Annotated in this window: 16 protein-coding genes; 9 read left to right on the top strand and 7 right to left on the bottom strand. The window is 57.4% G+C overall.

Annotated elements, in window-relative coordinates; translation table 11 throughout:
• Position 1 precedes the first annotated feature (1 nt).
• Entirely contained in the window at positions 2 to 1276 is a 1275-nt protein-coding gene (locus ACI7MX_RS19590; protein ID WP_405590805.1) for an acetyl-CoA C-acetyltransferase, read from the bottom strand.
• Between the two features lie 122 nt (positions 1277 to 1398).
• Between ACI7MX_RS19590 and ACI7MX_RS19585 the strand changes: the two genes are divergently transcribed.
• The 7 genes from ACI7MX_RS19585 to ACI7MX_RS19555 all read left to right on the top strand — a co-directional run bounded on the left by ACI7MX_RS19585 (position 1399) and on the right by ACI7MX_RS19555 (position 8331).
• Positions 1399 to 2751 (top strand): 3-oxoacyl-ACP reductase, encoded by a 1353-nt coding sequence (locus ACI7MX_RS19585; RefSeq protein ID WP_314489562.1) that lies wholly within the window; start codon positions 1399 to 1401, stop codon positions 2749 to 2751.
• A 3-nt stretch (positions 2752 to 2754) separates the two neighbouring features.
• Positions 2755 to 3633: a MaoC/PaaZ C-terminal domain-containing protein gene (locus tag ACI7MX_RS19580; protein ID WP_314489566.1), complete on the top strand. Its 879-nt coding sequence runs from the start codon at positions 2755 to 2757 to the stop codon at positions 3631 to 3633.
• A 183-nt stretch (positions 3634 to 3816) separates the two neighbouring features.
• Positions 3817 to 4122 (top strand): nucleotide pyrophosphohydrolase, encoded by a 306-nt coding sequence (locus ACI7MX_RS19575; protein WP_122784964.1) that lies wholly within the window; start codon positions 3817 to 3819, stop codon positions 4120 to 4122.
• Complete coding sequence (locus ACI7MX_RS19570) at positions 4119 to 4868, top strand: methyltransferase domain-containing protein (RefSeq protein ID WP_405590800.1); 750 nt, start codon at positions 4119 to 4121, stop codon at positions 4866 to 4868. Before ACI7MX_RS19575 ends, ACI7MX_RS19570 begins: the two co-directional genes overlap by 4 nt.
• A gap of 24 nt (positions 4869 to 4892) precedes the next feature.
• Entirely contained in the window at positions 4893 to 5510 is a 618-nt protein-coding gene (locus ACI7MX_RS19565) for a DUF4136 domain-containing protein (protein ID WP_405590797.1), read from the top strand.
• 27 nt (positions 5511 to 5537) lie between these two features.
• A complete protein-coding gene (locus tag ACI7MX_RS19560) occupies positions 5538 to 6137 on the top strand; it encodes a DUF4136 domain-containing protein (protein ID WP_314490107.1) in 600 nt (199 codons plus the stop codon).
• Between the two features lie 220 nt (positions 6138 to 6357).
• The gene (locus tag ACI7MX_RS19555; protein ID WP_405590794.1) at positions 6358 to 8331 is read left to right on the top strand and encodes a pilus assembly protein TadG-related protein; all 1974 of its coding nucleotides are present in this window, start codon (positions 6358 to 6360) and stop codon (positions 8329 to 8331) included.
• Positions 8332 to 8508: 177 nt separating this feature from the next.
• On the opposite strand, the gene ACI7MX_RS19550 is transcribed toward ACI7MX_RS19555, so the two are convergent.
• Both ACI7MX_RS19550 and ACI7MX_RS19545 read right to left on the bottom strand, forming a co-directional pair.
• Positions 8509 to 11280: an ATP-binding protein gene (locus tag ACI7MX_RS19550; protein ID WP_405590791.1), complete on the bottom strand. Its 2772-nt coding sequence runs from the start codon at positions 11278 to 11280 to the stop codon at positions 8509 to 8511.
• On the bottom strand, positions 11277 to 11717 hold the full coding sequence (locus tag ACI7MX_RS19545; protein ID WP_314490110.1) for a TadE/TadG family type IV pilus assembly protein: 441 nt from the start codon (positions 11715 to 11717) through the stop codon (positions 11277 to 11279). The genes ACI7MX_RS19550 and ACI7MX_RS19545 overlap by 4 nt, the downstream gene beginning before the upstream one ends.
• Positions 11718 to 11809: 92 nt before the next feature.
• On the opposite strand from ACI7MX_RS19545, the gene ACI7MX_RS19540 reads away from it, so the two are divergent.
• Both ACI7MX_RS19540 and ACI7MX_RS19535 read left to right on the top strand, forming a co-directional pair.
• Positions 11810 to 12262, top strand: a complete 453-nt coding sequence (locus ACI7MX_RS19540) for a prepilin peptidase (RefSeq protein ID WP_405590862.1) — start codon at positions 11810 to 11812, stop codon at positions 12260 to 12262.
• A 105-nt stretch (positions 12263 to 12367) separates the two neighbouring features.
• Entirely contained in the window at positions 12368 to 13165 is a 798-nt protein-coding gene (locus ACI7MX_RS19535) for a response regulator transcription factor (RefSeq protein ID WP_314490112.1), read from the top strand.
• A gap of 105 nt (positions 13166 to 13270) precedes the next feature.
• Here ACI7MX_RS19535 and ACI7MX_RS19530 read toward each other — a convergent pair whose 3' ends face one another.
• Genes ACI7MX_RS19530 through ACI7MX_RS19515 form a run of 4 tightly spaced genes read right to left on the bottom strand, consistent with a single transcriptional unit; the run spans position 13271 to position 16032 of the window.
• On the bottom strand, positions 13271 to 13537 hold the full coding sequence (locus ACI7MX_RS19530; protein ID WP_314490113.1) for a DUF3613 domain-containing protein: 267 nt from the start codon (positions 13535 to 13537) through the stop codon (positions 13271 to 13273).
• Positions 13538 to 13554: 17 nt separating this feature from the next.
• Entirely contained in the window at positions 13555 to 14247 is a 693-nt protein-coding gene (locus tag ACI7MX_RS19525; protein ID WP_314490114.1) for a tetratricopeptide repeat protein, read from the bottom strand.
• Between the two features lie 14 nt (positions 14248 to 14261).
• Positions 14262 to 15146: a type II secretion system F family protein gene (locus ACI7MX_RS19520; protein WP_405590786.1), complete on the bottom strand. Its 885-nt coding sequence runs from the start codon at positions 15144 to 15146 to the stop codon at positions 14262 to 14264.
• 1 nt (position 15147) lies between these two features.
• On the bottom strand, positions 15148 to 16032 hold the full coding sequence (locus tag ACI7MX_RS19515; protein ID WP_405590783.1) for a type II secretion system F family protein: 885 nt from the start codon (positions 16030 to 16032) through the stop codon (positions 15148 to 15150).
• Between the last annotated feature and the right edge of the window lie 2 nt (positions 16033 to 16034).

Genomic DNA, 16034 nt, shown 5'->3' with positions numbered 1-16034 from the left:
ATCATCGTTCAAGAATGGCGGTCACGCCCTGACCGCCCGCAGCGCAGATAGAGATCAACCCCCGGCCTTGCCCGGCAGTGGCGAGCAACTTGGACAAGTTGGTCACGATCCGCCCGCCCGTGGCCGCAAACGGATGCCCAACGGCCAGTGAACTGCCTTTGACGTTGAGTTTGCTACGGTCAATCGACCCCAGCGGTGCCTCAAGGCCAAGACGGCTCTTGCAGTAGGCTGCGTCCTCCCAGGCTTTCAAGGTGCAGAGCACTTGTGCGGCAAAGGCCTCATGAATCTCGTAGTAGTCAAAGTCCTGCAAGGTCAGGCCATTGCGCGCCAGCAATCGTGGGACGGCATACACCGGGGCCATCAGCAAACCTTCGGCGCCATGCACGAAATCCACTGCCGCCGTTTCGCCATCGCGCAGGTAAGCCAAAATGGGTAGACCGCGTTCCTTGGCCCACTCTTCAGTACCCAATAACACGACGGCAGCTCCGTCCGTCAGCGGCGTTGAGTTGCCCGCCGTCAACGTACCTTTGGCACTGCGCTCAAACACGGGTTTGAGCGCGGCCAACTTCTCCAGCGTCAGATCCGCACGCAAGTTGTTATCGCGGCTCAGGCCCCTGAATGGCGTGAGCAGATCATCTTCCCAGCCCGCGTGATAGGCACGGGTCAAGGCCTGATGGCTGTGCAAGGCCAGTTCATCCTGTTCAAGCCTGGGGATACTCCATGTTTGAGCCATCAACTCGCAGTGCTGGCCCATAGACAGCCCGGTGCGCGGCTCGCCCTTGCGCGGGAACTCCGGCTTTAAAAAGCCGGGGTGCAATTGCAGCAAACGCTTGAATTTATCCACAGGGGATTTAGTGCGATTGAACTGCAACAGCCATTTGCGCAGCCCGTCATTGAGGCCAATCGGCGCATCAGAGGTGGTGTCGACACCTCCGGCCACCGCACAGTCGATTTGCCCCAGGGCGATTTTATTGGCCACCAGCAACACCGCCTCCAGCCCTGTGCCGCAGGCTTGCTGAATGTCATAAGCCGGTGTTTGCGGCGACAGACGCGAACCCAACACACACTCGCGGGTCAGGCTGAAATCACGCGAATCCTTGAGTACCGCCCCGGCCACCACCTCGCCCAGACGCTGCCCGTGCAGGTTGTAACGCTCAATCAACCCCTCCAGCGCTGCCGTCAGCATGTCCTGATTACTGGCGGTCGCATACGGCCCGTTGGAGCGCGCAAACGGGATTCGGTTACCGCCAATAATGGCGACACGACGCAGACTCATACGATTCACCCTATTCTCTTATGAACTTTGATCGGTACAAGCGTAGGTCTTATCGCTAAGAACGAACGACTATCGCTTGTGTGTGGTCAACCTTTTGAACCCCATCAGTCGGAGAGTGTTCCATGTCAGACCGTTATATTGACTTCGTCAACTCATCCCTCGGCCAACGACTGGTCGGCGCGTTGGGGCTGCCGTCACCGGTGCGACTGGAACGCTGGCAAGCTGGGCGCCTGCGCCCAATCGAAGGGCCTCTGCTGATTGGCGGTGGCGCTTTGGCCGAGCAGGTAAATCGCTTCGCCGCCAAGCTCACCGACACGGTATTCAGTTATGGCCCTGAGCCGTTGGTCGCCTCGCCCTGGATTCCCGGCACCGGGCCCAAAGTCAAAGCCGTGGTATTTGACGCCAGCGAACTGCTGCATACCGACCAGCTCAAGCAACTGCGCGAATTCTTCCAACCCTTGATGCGCAGCCTTGCAAGCAGCGCGCACGTGGTGATTCTGGGCCGCGCGCCGCACACGTTGAGTGATCCTTTTGCCGCCAGCGCTCAACGAGCCCTTGAAGGCTTTAGCCGTTCGCTGGCCAAGGAACTGCGCAATGGCGCCACCCTGCAATTACTGTATGTCGACGAAGGTGCCGAAGCGCAGCTAGAAGGGGCATTGCGGTTTTTCCTGTCACCTAAAAGCGCCTATATCAGTGGCCAAGTCATTCGTTTGAGTGCCTGCGAGTCGCAGGTCGCGGACTGGACACGGCCTTTGGCCGGGCGCAAGGCGCTGGTGACCGGTGCTGCTCGCGGTATTGGCGCAGCCATTGCCGAAACACTGGTGCGAGACGGTGCCGAAGTCATCCTGCTGGATGTCCCCGCCGCCAAAAGTGACCTTGACGCACTGGCCGCCCGCTTGGGCGCCAACAGCATCGCGCTGGATATTTGCGCCCCTGACGCCCCTGCCCACCTGATCGAACAGTTGCCTGAAGGGGTCGATATCGTGGTGCACAACGCGGGCATCACCCGCGACAAAACCTTGGCCAACATGACCCCCGAGTTTTGGGATGCGGTGATTGCCGTCAACCTCAACGCGCCTCAAGTGCTGACCAAAGCCCTGCTCGACAGCGGGACCCTGCGTGATAACGGCCGGGTCATTCTGCTCGCGTCCATCAGTGGCATTGCCGGCAATCGGGGGCAGACCAACTACGCCGCCAGCAAAGCCGGGCTGATCGGTTTGGCACAGGCGTGGGCACCTGTGTTGAGCGAACGGGGCATCAGCATCAATGCTGTTGCACCCGGTTTTATCGAAACTCAAATGACTGCACATATCCCCTTCGCCCTGCGCGAAGCGGGTCGGCGCATGAGTTCGTTAGGCCAGGGCGGACAACCGCAAGACGTTGCCGAAGCTGTCGCCTGGCTTGGCCAGCCGGGTTCGGGCGCTGTGACCGGGCAAGCCTTGCGGGTGTGCGGCCAAAGCGTATTGGGAGCATGAACCATGAGCATCACGTGGACAGACCTCGCCAGCGCACCGCATTTACCGGCCTCGTACGCCCACGCGGCCGCTAAACGCAAGATCACCGGCAGCACCCTGCCTGAACAGGGCCTGCGCAGTTGGGTGCCGGTTGACACCTCGTCGCTGCAAGCCTTTCGCGATGTCTGCGGGCTGGCGCCCAGCCCACTGTTGCCGCCCACGTATCCCCATGTATTGGCGTTCGGCCTGCAAATGCAGTTGCTGACCGATAAGGACTTCCCTTTCCCGCTGCTGGGGCTGATTCACCTGAGTAACCGGATCCGGGTCATGCGGCCCATGGGCGGCGTGAGTCAACTGCGCATCGGCGTGTACGCGGACAACCTGCAACCGCACGCCAAAGGTGCCACCTTTGATGTCATCACTCAGGTGGATGATTTACTCGGTCGCTTATGGGAAGCGCGCAGTACGTTGCTGTGCAAAGGCGTCCAATTACCCGGCGAAGCACCTGAACACCCTGTCACTTCACAGTTGGCGTTGAACGAATTGACGCGCTGGTACGCACCGGCGGACATTGGCCGTCATTACGCCAAGGTCTCGGGCGACTACAACCCTATCCACCTCAGCGCAGCCAGCGCCAAATTGTTTGGCCTGCCCAGCGCCATTGCGCATGGTCTTTGGCTCAAAGCCCGGGCGCTGGCAGCGCTCAACGCCCATGTGCCAACCGCCAATGTGGAGATCAGCGTGGATTTCAAAAAACCGGTGCGCTTACCCGGCGAAGTGATCTTGCTGAGCAGTGAGGCGAGTTCCAGTGGCGCTTTCCAGCTCAATGGGCACGGCGATCTGGTGCACATGATCGGGCAGTGGCGCCCCATCGGCGAATGCTCGCTTGATCAAATCCCGTAGCAGCTGCCGCAGGCTGCGTCCGGACGCGTAAGGCTCGTACAACCTGAATACCGCGGGTGGCGCATTGACGACTGCTGCGCAGCCGGACGCAGCCTTCGGCAGCGGCTACACCGGGTTTTGCTTTTCACTTGCGCCAAGATTCGTTGAGCCGCAAGCTTTGCGCCTTCTGGAGAGCACACCCCGATGAACCTCGACGAACTGACTCAGCGCATGCACCGCATCCGCGATAACAACGACTGGAAACAATTTCACAGTCCGAAAAACCTGGCCATGGCCGCCAGTGTTGAAATGGCTGAACTGGTGGAAATCTTTCAGTGGCTGACAGAAGACCAGTCACGCCAGCTCCCCGCGGACAAACTGGCCCACGCCGGTCAGGAAGTGGGCGATATCGTGTTGTACCTGGTGTTGCTGTGCGCCGAGCTTGGGCTGGACATGAATGAAGTGGTGCGCAACAAACTGGCCGACAACGAAAGGCGTTTCAGCAAATGAGTGACCGTCACTTCGATCAACTGGCGACCCGCTTCGCCGAAAAAATCTATGGCGGCGCCAAAGGGGCCATTCGTCTCGCCGTGCTTCAAGCCGATCTCGAAGAGTCCTTACCCAAGCGCCCGTTGCGCGTGCTGGATATCGGCGCCGGGCTGGGCCATATGTCGCTGTGGCTGGCCCAGCAAGGCCACGACGTGACATTGGCCGAGCCTGCTGCACCGATGCTCGAAGGCGCTCGCCAGCGGTTTGCCGAAGCCGGCCAGACGGCCACCTTCATTCAGGCCCCGTGGCAGGAACTGCTGGGCCAACTGACCGAACCTTACGATCTGGTGCTGTGCCACGCCGTACTGGAATGGCTGGCCGAGCCCCACACCATTTTGCCGGTATTGCACCAATTGACCGCTGAGAACGGTTGGTTGTCGCTGGCGTTTTATAACCGCGACGCGCTGATCTATCGCAACCTGCTCAAAGGCCACTTCCGCAAAATGCGCAAGAACGACATGGCGGGCGAGAAGCAAAGCCTGACGCCTCAGCAACCACTCGATCCACGAGACCTGGCCACAGCGATGCAAGGCTTGTGGAAAACAGAGACGCAAAGTGGCGTGCGGGTGTTTCATGACTACATGCCCGTTGAGTTTCAGGCCCGTGCTGAATTGGCGGCGTTGATAGAAATGGAACTGGCCCATCGTCGTCACCCGGCCTTTGCGGGGTTGGGGCGCTATCTGCATTGGGTGTGTCGTCCGGTTTAAACCGTTCGTTTGAGGGAAAACATCATGTATCGCCGTGCTGCCTTACTCGTTTTGAGCCTTGCACTGGGCGCCTGCCAAAGCCCTAACCCGTACACGCCCAGCGCCATGCCCATGCCGCCCGCCCCGGCGCAAGCGGCCAACACCCTGGACTTGAGCGCCTACCCCGCGCCGCCACGGGATTACGGCCGCTACCAAAGCTGGGCTTGGCTCAATGGCCGTTTGCCGATGGGCAGTGCGTGGGCGGACTCGACGCAAATTGCCGAGGCGGTGAGTAATGCCCTCGATCAGCGCGGTTTACGGCCGGTGCAACCCAATCGTCCGGCCGACCTGCTGGTGAGTGCAGATTTACGTACAGAAAAACGCTTGCGTCAGGTTCAGGACGACTATGGTTATGGGGCTGGTTACGGGGCTGGCTATGGCGACCGCTGGGGACGTTATGGCGGCATGTACGGCTCCGTGCCTGTGATCCGCACTTATCAGGTCGACGTCATGGTGGTGCGGATCAATCTGTATGACGGTAAAACCGGGCAACCGGTGTGGAGTTCGAGTGCAGAAACCAGCAGTACCGGCAGCCTGAGCGAACGCGGTGACGCCCTGCGCGAATCACTGAACAAGGCAGTGCAGGCTTACCCTCCTCATTAAGACTGATTGTTTTAGCGGAGAACTATTATGCTTCGTCGCATTGCATTATTGGGCATGGCCCTGCTGCTCAGTGCCTGCGAATCCATGCAGGTTAATTACGATTACAACCCCGCTACGGATTTCGCCGCCTTTCACACGTGGGCCTGGCAAGATCCTCCTGTTCAGTACCAGCCCAATAACCCGATGCTCAGAAGCGAGTTGACCGAGCAGCGGATCATGCAGGCGGTGACCACCCAAATGGATCAAAAGGGTTTGCGCCCCGTGGCGCCCGGCGCCAAGCCGGACCTGCTGGTGCACACCTGGCTGATCGTCGCCAACCGTCAGGAACAGATCGTCACCAACTATGGTTACGGTGGCCCGTGGGGCGGTCCTTGGGGAGGTTATTGGGGCGGCCCGTGGGAAGGTTACTGGGGCCCACCGATGTATAACGAAACCCGCAATGTCGTCTATCAGGTGGGCACGCTTCAAATTGACCTGATGGATGCCAAAACCGGTCAACTGGTGTGGCGTGGCAGTGCAGAAAAAGTCGTCGACGATACCCCGACGCCTGAGGAACGCAGCGCAGCTATTCATAACGCCGTGGCTAAAATCTTCAGCGACTACCCACCAAAACCAGGTTCACGCTAAGTAGTTTGTTAACGTACTCGCGAAACTAAGATCTACCAATGTATTAATACTTTCGCGAGTACGTTAGTTGTTCAGCTTCCTATAACGAATTGTTTTGCTAACCCCCGCACAACACGCCTCTAAAACTGGCAACTTGCCAGCGCAGCACACACTTCTTGGCTACACTCGCTGAAACTTTGGAGCGTTAGCGCTGGGTGTGTGCCAGCAACAGGAGTGCTCGATGTCTCCCCCTTTTCGTCCTATTCAATTCAAAGGTCCAGAACAACAGCGCGGGGCCATTGGCTTAATGGCCGCCATCACGCTGGGTCTGGTTCTTTTATTCATGCTGTTGGTGGTCGACAGCGGACGGTTGTATCTGGAGCAGCGCAAATTGCAGCGGGTCGCGGATTTGGCGGTGCTTGAAGCCGTGAGCCGTGGCGGCAGTTGCACGGCGGGCACGGCCCCCACCTATGCCAACCAAAGCGCCACCCGCAATGGCTTCACCCCGGGCACCACGCAGAAAATCAACACCACGTGCGGCACACTGGTGACGGGCAGCGACAACTTGCGCGCCTTTAAACTGGACAGCACCAAATCCGACGCCATACGCGTGATCGCCACCACCACCGTGCCCACCAGCGTGGCCGGCGGGTTATGGTCGTTTTATTCAAATGGCAAGTTCTTGATCAATACCCCGCTGACGGCGAGTGCGGTGGGGGCGATTGGCGGAGCGCCCTTAGCCAGGCTGACAATCAACAGTTCATTGGTGGACATCAATACGGCCAATTCACCGCTGCTTAATAGTCTGATGGGCGGGTTATTGGGCGGTAACGTGTCGTTGAGCGCAGTTTCCTGGCAAGGCTTGGCAGCGGCCAATATCAACCTGCTCAGTTATCTTGATCAACTGGCCATTAACGTCGGTGCAACGGCAGGGGATTACAATCAACTTTTAAACAGCAATATTCAAGTCACTCAACTTTTGGATGCGGCGATCAAAGTACTTGAAAAGAATGGCGGCGGTGTCACCGTTGCGTCAAAAGCACTGACCGATATAAAACTGATTACCTCCAATACTCAAGTCATCAAGCTGGGGGATGTACTTAATATTAAAAACGGGACGCCCAGTGCCGGGTTGAATACCGATATCAAGGCGTTCAATCTTCTGGATGGCATCGTTCAAGTAGCCGGCGGCAAAAGTGCCGCCACGGCGACCATCAACACCACGATTCCTTTGATTGGTGCGGCGACTATTTATCTGAAAATTATCGATCCGCCCCAAGTGTCGACTACGGGCAATCCGGCACTGGCTAAAGCCAACCCCACCGGGGCCAATCAGATTTTTGTAAAAACAGCTCAGGTCCAGGCCCGAATTCATCTTGAGCTAGCCGTCGTCAAAGCCTTGCAGCCGCTGACAGATGCCTTGACCAGCGTGTTATCCACCGTTCTTGAAGTGGTAAAAAAACTGCTGGGGCTTAACTTGATCGAGGTCGTTAAATGCGTCCTTTCCTGCGAGACCGCCACACTGAGCATTGCCTCGGCATTGGATATTTATGTTGAGGCTGGCAGTGCGAGCGCCTACGTAACCGACTATAGCTGCGCCTCTGACGGCTCGAAAAAACTCACCGCCAGCGCGACGTCATCCTTGGCAACCTTGACCATTGGCAGCGCCCCCGTTAAAGACGTTTTTCCTGAACTGGATGCCGACAAAAAATTTATCGTTACGCCTGTAAAACTGATCAATATGAACGTCAAAACTTGTTACATCCTGGGGATTGCGTGCAAAACAGAAGAAGGTAAAGCGGGCAGTTTCAACGTTCGCGTGCGGTCTAGCGTGAGCAACCCACCCGGGAATATTTATTACTCAGCAACCGCCGCTAACCCCTCTACGCTGCCCAACCTAAACTTGCCACCCTACCCGCAAAAACTTAACAACGTGGACATTATCAAAAGTTTGAGCGGCGTCACCGGGAACATCGAAACCTCGTATACACCACCCGCAGGCAAAACTGTCACGGGCGATCTTCTCAATTCCGTCTCGAATCTGGTCAATCAACTCACCGGAGCATTAACAACGGCATTGAGCAGTGTGCTTTCCCCGTTGCTCGAACCGCTCGTCAATACTTTGTTAAAAGCCCTCGGCATCAGTCTGGGCAACGCCGAAATCGGCGCCAATCTCTCCTGCAATGCCGGAGGCCGCGCCCAACTGGTGCTTTGACCCGCACCACCACTCGCGTAGCAGCTGCCGAAGGCTGCGTCCGATTGCGAAGCGATCGTAAAACCTGAGCGCGCGGTCTAACAAATGCACCGCGATCTCTGAATTTACGACGGCTTTGCCGCCGAACGCCGCCTTCGGCAGCTGCTACGGTATTTTTACGCGTCTTTATCTGTGCCTCTATCCCTCATCCACCACCGGTAATTCCACGCAGAACCGAGCGCCATGCTCGGTGTTGCTGACGCTCAAGCGCCCACCCATGTTGTCGATGATGCCGTAGCTCACCGACAAGCCCAGGCCTGTGCCCACACCCACAGGCTTGGTGGTGAAGAACGGTTCGAAGATGCGCTCCAGTAAACGCGGGTCAATCCCGCCGCCATTGTCTTGCACCCAAAGACGCACACAGTTGCCTGCCCGCTCCGAGCTCAAGGCAATCCAGGGCTTGAACTCGCGGTCGGTCTCACACTTGCTTAACAAGGCATCGCGGGCGTTGACCAGCAGGTTGATCAGCACTTGCTCCAACTGATCGGTATGACCGCGCACATGAACGCTACAGTTCAGACCATCACTGCGGATTTCTACCCCTTTACCGCGCAACCCTTCACCCAACAGGGCCAACGTGCCTTCCAGCGACTGTGCAGGGTTGAACAACTGCTGTTCTATCTCGGAGCGACGCCCAAATACCCGCATGTGATCAACAACCCTTGCCGCCCGCTGGATTTGCGCATCAATTCGGGTGAGCTTCTCTTGCAGGTAGTCAATTTGCACATCGCCATTGCTCAGCCGTTTGAGCACGTTAACGATCGCCATGCGCATCACATTCAAAGGCTGGTTGATTTCGTGGGCCAACCCCGTGGCCATTTCGCCAAGGGTGGCCATTTTTGCGCCATGGGTCAGTTGTTGTTGCGAGCGTCTGACTTCAGTGTTGTCGCGCGCGACCGCCTGAACCTCTAACAACTGGCCCTGCGCATCAAAAACGCCTCGGTCAGACCACACCCACCACGCATGTTCCCGCCCCGGCAATTGCAGGCTGATTTCAGCTGTACTGACTGGGAATTCGGGGGTCAAACTGTTCATGCGCTGCAAGAACGCCTCATGCTGTTCCTGCGACAGCCAGCTAGCCAAGTTGATCCCCGGCAGTTGTTCGGGCGCGCACTCCAGGTAGTTGGCCAACGGCCGATTGCCAAACGTCAGGGTCAAGTCCGGCAAGTATCGGCAAATCATCGCGGGCGAATCTTCGACCAGGATCCGGTAACGCTCCTCACTGTGCCGCACTCGTTCTGCCACCTCGGTCGCTTCGGTAACGTCCAGCCACAGCCCGACCGCTTCAACAGGCAGCCCCAGATCGTCACGCAGTAATTTGGCCTCATCGAGCAACCAGTGGTAATCGCCCTGCTGATCTCGCACGCGATAACGGCCACGGGCGCTGCCTTCACGCAACAACTGGCGAGTGCGCTCCAGGTAGTGTTCACGGTCGTCGGGATGGAGACGCTCGATCAATGCAGACCCCGCGCAGTCTTCAAGACCCAAGCCCAGCAAGGGTTGCAGGCTTTCACTGAAGAATTCGGGCACCAAGGCGCCTTCAACATACCGTTGTACATAAATCACGGCGGGTGAGCGGGCGATGACGTTACCCAAACGGGCCTGAGCAGCGGCCGCTTGCAGTTGCTGGTTTTTGATGTCGCTGACATCCAGCATAAAACCGACAATTCGCCGCCCTGCACCCTTGCCCAGCACCTGCCCCTGAATGCGGTACCACTGCGCCGCTTCAGTGCGGCGCGGTTGATGCACGCGGGCGCACAGTAACAGCGGCGTGTCCTGCTCCAGCAGCGCGGTCAAGCCGCTACTGATTTCATCGCGATCCGCCGGATGAAACAGCCCCAGCCATGCCTCACGTGACAGCGACACCGACTCCAGTGCGGGCAAGAGACTGGCACTCAGTTGAGGCGCCAACTGCATTTGCCGAGTCGGGTGCAGCCATTCCCACCAGCCCGTACCGAGCAGCCCTTGCAATGCTTCCATGCGGTCGCGCTGTTGCTCGTAATGTTGCGCGCGCAACCGGTCCTGCAACGGCCCGGCAATCGTCGCGCACACCTGCAGCCAATCACGGTCGCTCGTCACCGAGCCGTCAGCCGATGCCGATGCCGATGCCGAATAAAACCCCAGCAGCAACCACGCCGACGCCCCGCTCTGGTCACGAAAAGGCACCAGTAAACCCTCAGCATTGCCAAACAGGCTGACGAGCCAGTGGTTCTCAGCGGATTCGCTGTCTGGGCTCACATGAATCGGGCCGCGCTCGTTTAAACCATCGAGTACCGCTCCCAATGTTTGTCCCGAGGTCCATAACTGTGGGGTGTCAAAAGCATGATAAGCACTGTACAGACGCCACCCCAGGGGCGGGTCCGCGCGCAAGGCCAGGGCCACGCCGGGCACACGCCAATGCTCAGCCACTTGCTGCAAGGCCTCAAGCATCACCGCCGGCAGTTGTGCCATGTCGCATTGGCGCAGTTGTTGGCCAATGCCGTGAATGACTTGGCTATTGTAGGCGTGCACGCGCGCTTGCTGGTTATCACGTTGTAAATCGCTGATGTCTATCAGCTGCAATAACCAACCCTCGGCCCGGGGTTGTACCCAACCTCGGGTATGCAACACCTGCTGGCCAACACCCCGAAAGTCGAGATCAATCGTCTGCCCGGCCCACTGCGCCGGAGTGCCTTCGAGCGCTTGCGTGCTGCCCGGCATCACATAATCCAGCAGCCGCTTTAGCTCGGCGCCCTCTTTCACCGGCGTCAGGCCATGATTCAGTGCGCCGTGGATTTCAACCACCCGCCCCCGATCATCGAGCAGCAGTTGCAGGGCCGTATCGCTATGGCACTGATCACTAACCGTTGAAGGCTCAGACTCGCCGTTACGGCTCAACCAACGCGCGAACAGCCTTTGCCCCTGGGTCAAAACTTCATGCTCGAGACTGATTCCAGTTTATCGGGCAGGTTGGGCACCCTGATATTTCCCGGTAAAACGATCACCGGCAAAATCGTGCGCAACGCAGTGGCTGGCAGGCTGGCCGTGACAGTCAATACGCCCGCCGTCGGGTCATAAATGGCTGTCTGAGTGACTGTTAGCCCACCAGGCACCCACGACAATTTATCTTTGAGCACCGCTTTGGCCGTGTTCTCAACGGTCGTCTTGTAAGCCCCGGCTGCCAACGTCGGGTCCACTGCCACACTGCGACGCACCGCTTCGGCCGTGGAGTTATTGAATGACTGCAACAACAATAGCGGCAGGCTGTAGCTCACGACGCCATATAACACTGCAAAAAAAATGACAAAGACAAGTGCAAACTCAATGGCCGCTGCGCCTTGCTGTTTTCGGGGGAGTCCTATTTTCATGACAGCGTCTACCCTGACAATTCAACGTGGTTTGAGCATAGAATCATTCGTAAAAAAAGGATGTTAATTAAGTGTTCAATATAGTTCTTATCATGATCTGGTTTATGGCCTGTACCGTTCAGGATTTATATCAGCGTCAAATTTCCAACCTTCTAACATTGGGCGCCGTAAGTTTGGCACTCGTCTATTTAATCTGGACCGGCCACACGTTGCTCGGGGCCAGTGCCGCTGAAGGTGGCTGGGCACTGTTGATTGTTATGGTGCTGACACTGCCGGGGTACGCACTCAATAAATTCGGTGCGGGTGATGTCAAACTGTTAAGTGCACTCGCACTCGCAACCGATCGTCTGATGGTGTTGGGAACGCTTATAGGTGCCGGGCTATGGGTGGCCATCGCGTGGATGGTCGCGTCAAAAATCCTCCCGCGTTTGAATCAATCACTTAAGCTCTCTGATACGTCATTGAAAAGTGCAACGTCAAAAAAATTGCCTTTTGCTCCCTTCCTGCTGGGTGGTTTTATACTAACGCTCATGTTCTATATTTAAGTCAATGAAGGGTTTAATACCTTGTGCCTAGTACTAAAGTTAGTCTAAGTTAAATTAAGCCCCCTTAACTGATACTACCGAGATGTCCCGGATTGGTTTACCAGGATGGAGAACCGTGTGAAAAACTTACCCCAAATAAAAATATTGGTTGTCGACGATCAAGCGTTAATCGTCGAGGAATTGTGCGAGTTTCTGGAAAGCAGCGGCTACCGTTGCGTGCCGTGCGATTCCAGTCATGCAGCCATTAAAGCCTTTGAGGCTGACACGGACATCAGCCTTGTGCTGTGCGACCTCCACATGCCGGAGATGAACGGCATCGAGCTGACCCAACAGTTGCAAGCCATCGCTGGCAAACAACGGATCTTTGAAAGCATTTTGCTGACCGGCCGCGCCGACAAACAGGATGTGATCAAAGCGTTACGTGTAGGCATTGCTGACTACTATCAAAAACCGGTCGATTTGAACGAGTTGCTGGAAGGTATCCAGCGCCAGATCACGGTACTGCAGGAGCGGCAAAAAACAGAACGGCTCGGGCATCTGAACCAGAAATTGCAGTACCTGGCTGAATCCATCGACGATCTTTATCAAGATATGGAATCGGTTCGTCGCCCGCCACACCCTTTGGCACAGGCCACTCAGGGGTTGGATCAGGACGCATCGCCCACTCCTCAAATTCCTACTATTTTCAAACAACTGTCCCCACGCCAACTGGACGTCGCAAAACTGGTGAGCAAAGGTCAAACCAACTATCAAATTGCCTGCGATCTGGGCATCACCGAAAACACGGTGAAACTCTATGTCTCACAGGTATTGCGTTTGACCCACATGAACAACCGCACTCAATTGGCGCTGGCCTTGTCGCCTAATGCATCCGTTCAACAGCAGCGCCAGACTACGCATTAACCCATGAGCGCATGAAAATGCCGTAGTCGCTGACAAGGAACACAGGCAGCGATCGGCGGCGAAGCCGCCATCGTTCCTCGTTAGCGACGACAAGCCCTCCTCGCTTCACTCCTGCTTGGCACTCCCGCCTTCCTTTTGCTTGTAGTACTCAGGGATTGGATGGGTGTAACTGTCCAGCCAGCGTTGCAGGCTACGTTCTCTCTCAGCCGCTGTGGCCGTCTGAGGCACCGGCGATTTCACCTTGCCGCTCACTTGCAGTTGCAGCCAATTTTCCGTTTCCTGCTGATACTGGGACGCCGGGCCCGGCTCAATGGCAAGCGCACTCAAAGGCAGCACCGCCAACAGTACACCCACGCGAATAGACTCTCTCATGGCACTACTCCTGAGCATTATTTGATCGCAGCCACTTGGTCGCTGGCTGGCCGCGCGTTGCCTTTCAAGGCCTGCGCCCTGGCCTGAGCATCACTCACTTGCTCTGGCGACAATTGGGCACGCGTGACCAGCTCGGCAGCCTGACTCCATTGGTCCTGATAAATCAGCAAGGTCACCAGATTCAAGGCCGCCAGCGAGTCCGATTGCTTGAGTTCCAATGCGGTCAAAAACTCGAAACGGGCTTTGTCCATCTGCAGTTGATTGAGGTAAACCACGCCGAGGTCGTTTCTGATCTTGTCATCGGTCGGCGCCATTTTGGCTGCACGTTCAAGGTAGCTGACCGCCAGTGCGTTATCGCCATAGCCTGCGGCCAGTTGGCCGAGGCCGTGGTTGCCTTCAGCGCTCAGGCAGGTGCCTAACAGCCCACGGTATAAAGGCCCGGCTTCAGGGCGGCCCAACTGGCGGTAGATCCGCGCTTTGCGCAGCTGCACTTGAGCATAACGCTCCGGCAGACTCTGCAAGTTGGCCAGGCTGGCGTGCAGCTTGCCCTCCTTGGCCATGTCGTCCGCCAGGTTCATCGACAACTCCTGGTCGCCGCTCAACTTGGCGCAACTGCTGTCGGTCAAGGCCAGCCACGGCGGGTTGCTCTGACCTTCCGTCGCACAGCCTCCCACCATCAGCAGTGCACACACGCCAAGGATTGCTTTCATATGCCTACTCCTGATCAAGAGCCAAAGGCCCGAGAAATCGCAATAAAACTTGGCCCGGCCAGCACCAGCATCAACGCCGGAAACAGAAAGACCATCATCACCACTGACATCTTCGCGGACATTTTGGAGATGTATTCTTCAAGTCGCGACGCACGACGGTCATCGAGCATCTGTTTAAGCGCTTGCAACGACTTCATGGCACCGCCGCCCTGTTGAATCAATTGCAGCAAAATCACGCAGGTGTCATTGAACTCATCCACGTCCAGCAAGCTCGCGGTTTTACTCAGCTCCTGACCCAACTCCAGGCCGGAGTCCACCCGCGCCAGCACCACGCGCAGTTCGCCGGTGAGCACCGGCAACAACTGCCGTGCCTCAAGGCTCAGTACCCGCAGGGCTTGCTCCACCGCCATGCCTGACTCAAAAAGTATGCGCAGCAGCGGAATAAACGTTGAGATCTCCACCGCGATTTCTTGCTGACGTTTTTTGGCGACATAGGCCAGCATTCGTTTGGGGATCAGATAGCCCAAGACCAAGGCACAGAGCAGCACCACCAGCAGGTTGCCGGAGCGAGGAAAGAACAGCTCATGGCCTAGAAACACCAGCCCGGCCAAAGCCACGGGGGTTGCCACCTGAAACGCCGCAAACAGCGCACGCTGGTTCGCGGTGCGCCAACCTACCCGGTTAAGCAGCACTTCGGTCTCGCTGTCCATCGAGACTGAACGCTGGCCAAATTTGGTGTTACCCACCGCCCGCATCCACGTATCAAACTTGCCAGGGCCGGTCTTTTCCCCTTCCAGACGCTGCATCACACGCTGCTGGCGCAGGCGGTCGCGCACTGCAATATTGATCAGCAACGCCACCGCAGCCACCACTAGCAGTATGCAAATTACAAAGGCCATGTCATACGCTCCGCACCATGCGCCACAGCGCCACGCTGCCGAACACCTGCATGGCAAGGGCGGTGAGCATCAGGTTCTGACCTTTAGGGTCATGCCACATGTTGATCAGGTAATTGGGGTTGCTGATCATAAAAAAGGAGCACACCAGTATCGGCAACAACCCCAGCACAATGGCCGTCATGCGGGTTTCACCGGTCATGGCTTTCAACTTTCGGGCGCCTTGCTCCCGTTCGCGAATCAGTACGATCAAGTTATCCAGCAGCTCACTGGCATTGCCCCCGTAACGATGATTAACCTTCAAGCCGAGGGCGAACATGCGAAATTCTTCACGGTCATACAGCTCGGCAAAGTCCTGCACGGCCTCGGGCAAACTCACGCCCATCTGCACGTTTCGGCTCACCCGGCTGATACTGGTCTTGAGGGGATCTGTGGACGTCTCAATCGCCAGCAACACGGCGTCAGCCAAGGTGCGACCGGCCTTGAGGCTGCGCACACTGGAGTCGAGCAGCCCCGGAAGTTGCTCAACCATACGGCGCACCCGGCGGTGGTAGCGCCAGCTGACAAACAGCCACACGCACAAGGGCGGCAGCAACACACACGCGAGGGCAACCATGGGGCCGCCCAGCACCGCGCCCAGAACGACAGCAACGCCCCACAATGACAGCCAAAGCCCCAGCCGTTCGGAAGGTCGTCCCAGACCCGCCTGCAAAAAAGCCCGATCCAGCCACGCGACAGTGAAGGCCTGATCGACCACCACGACCCGGCCTTCACCCAGCCGTTCCAGCACCTTACTGGTCGTCGGATCACGTAACGTGCGATACACCAGATGCAGCGACAACATGAACATCATCAGGCTGCACGCAAAAAGCACCAATGCCGGGATCATCA

Origin of the sequence: Pseudomonas sp. 2024-210 (assembly GCF_045062345.1) — a bacterium.
Lineage (GTDB): Bacteria > Pseudomonadota > Gammaproteobacteria > Pseudomonadales > Pseudomonadaceae > Aquipseudomonas.
This window is presented reverse-complemented; position numbering and strand designations above follow the sequence as displayed.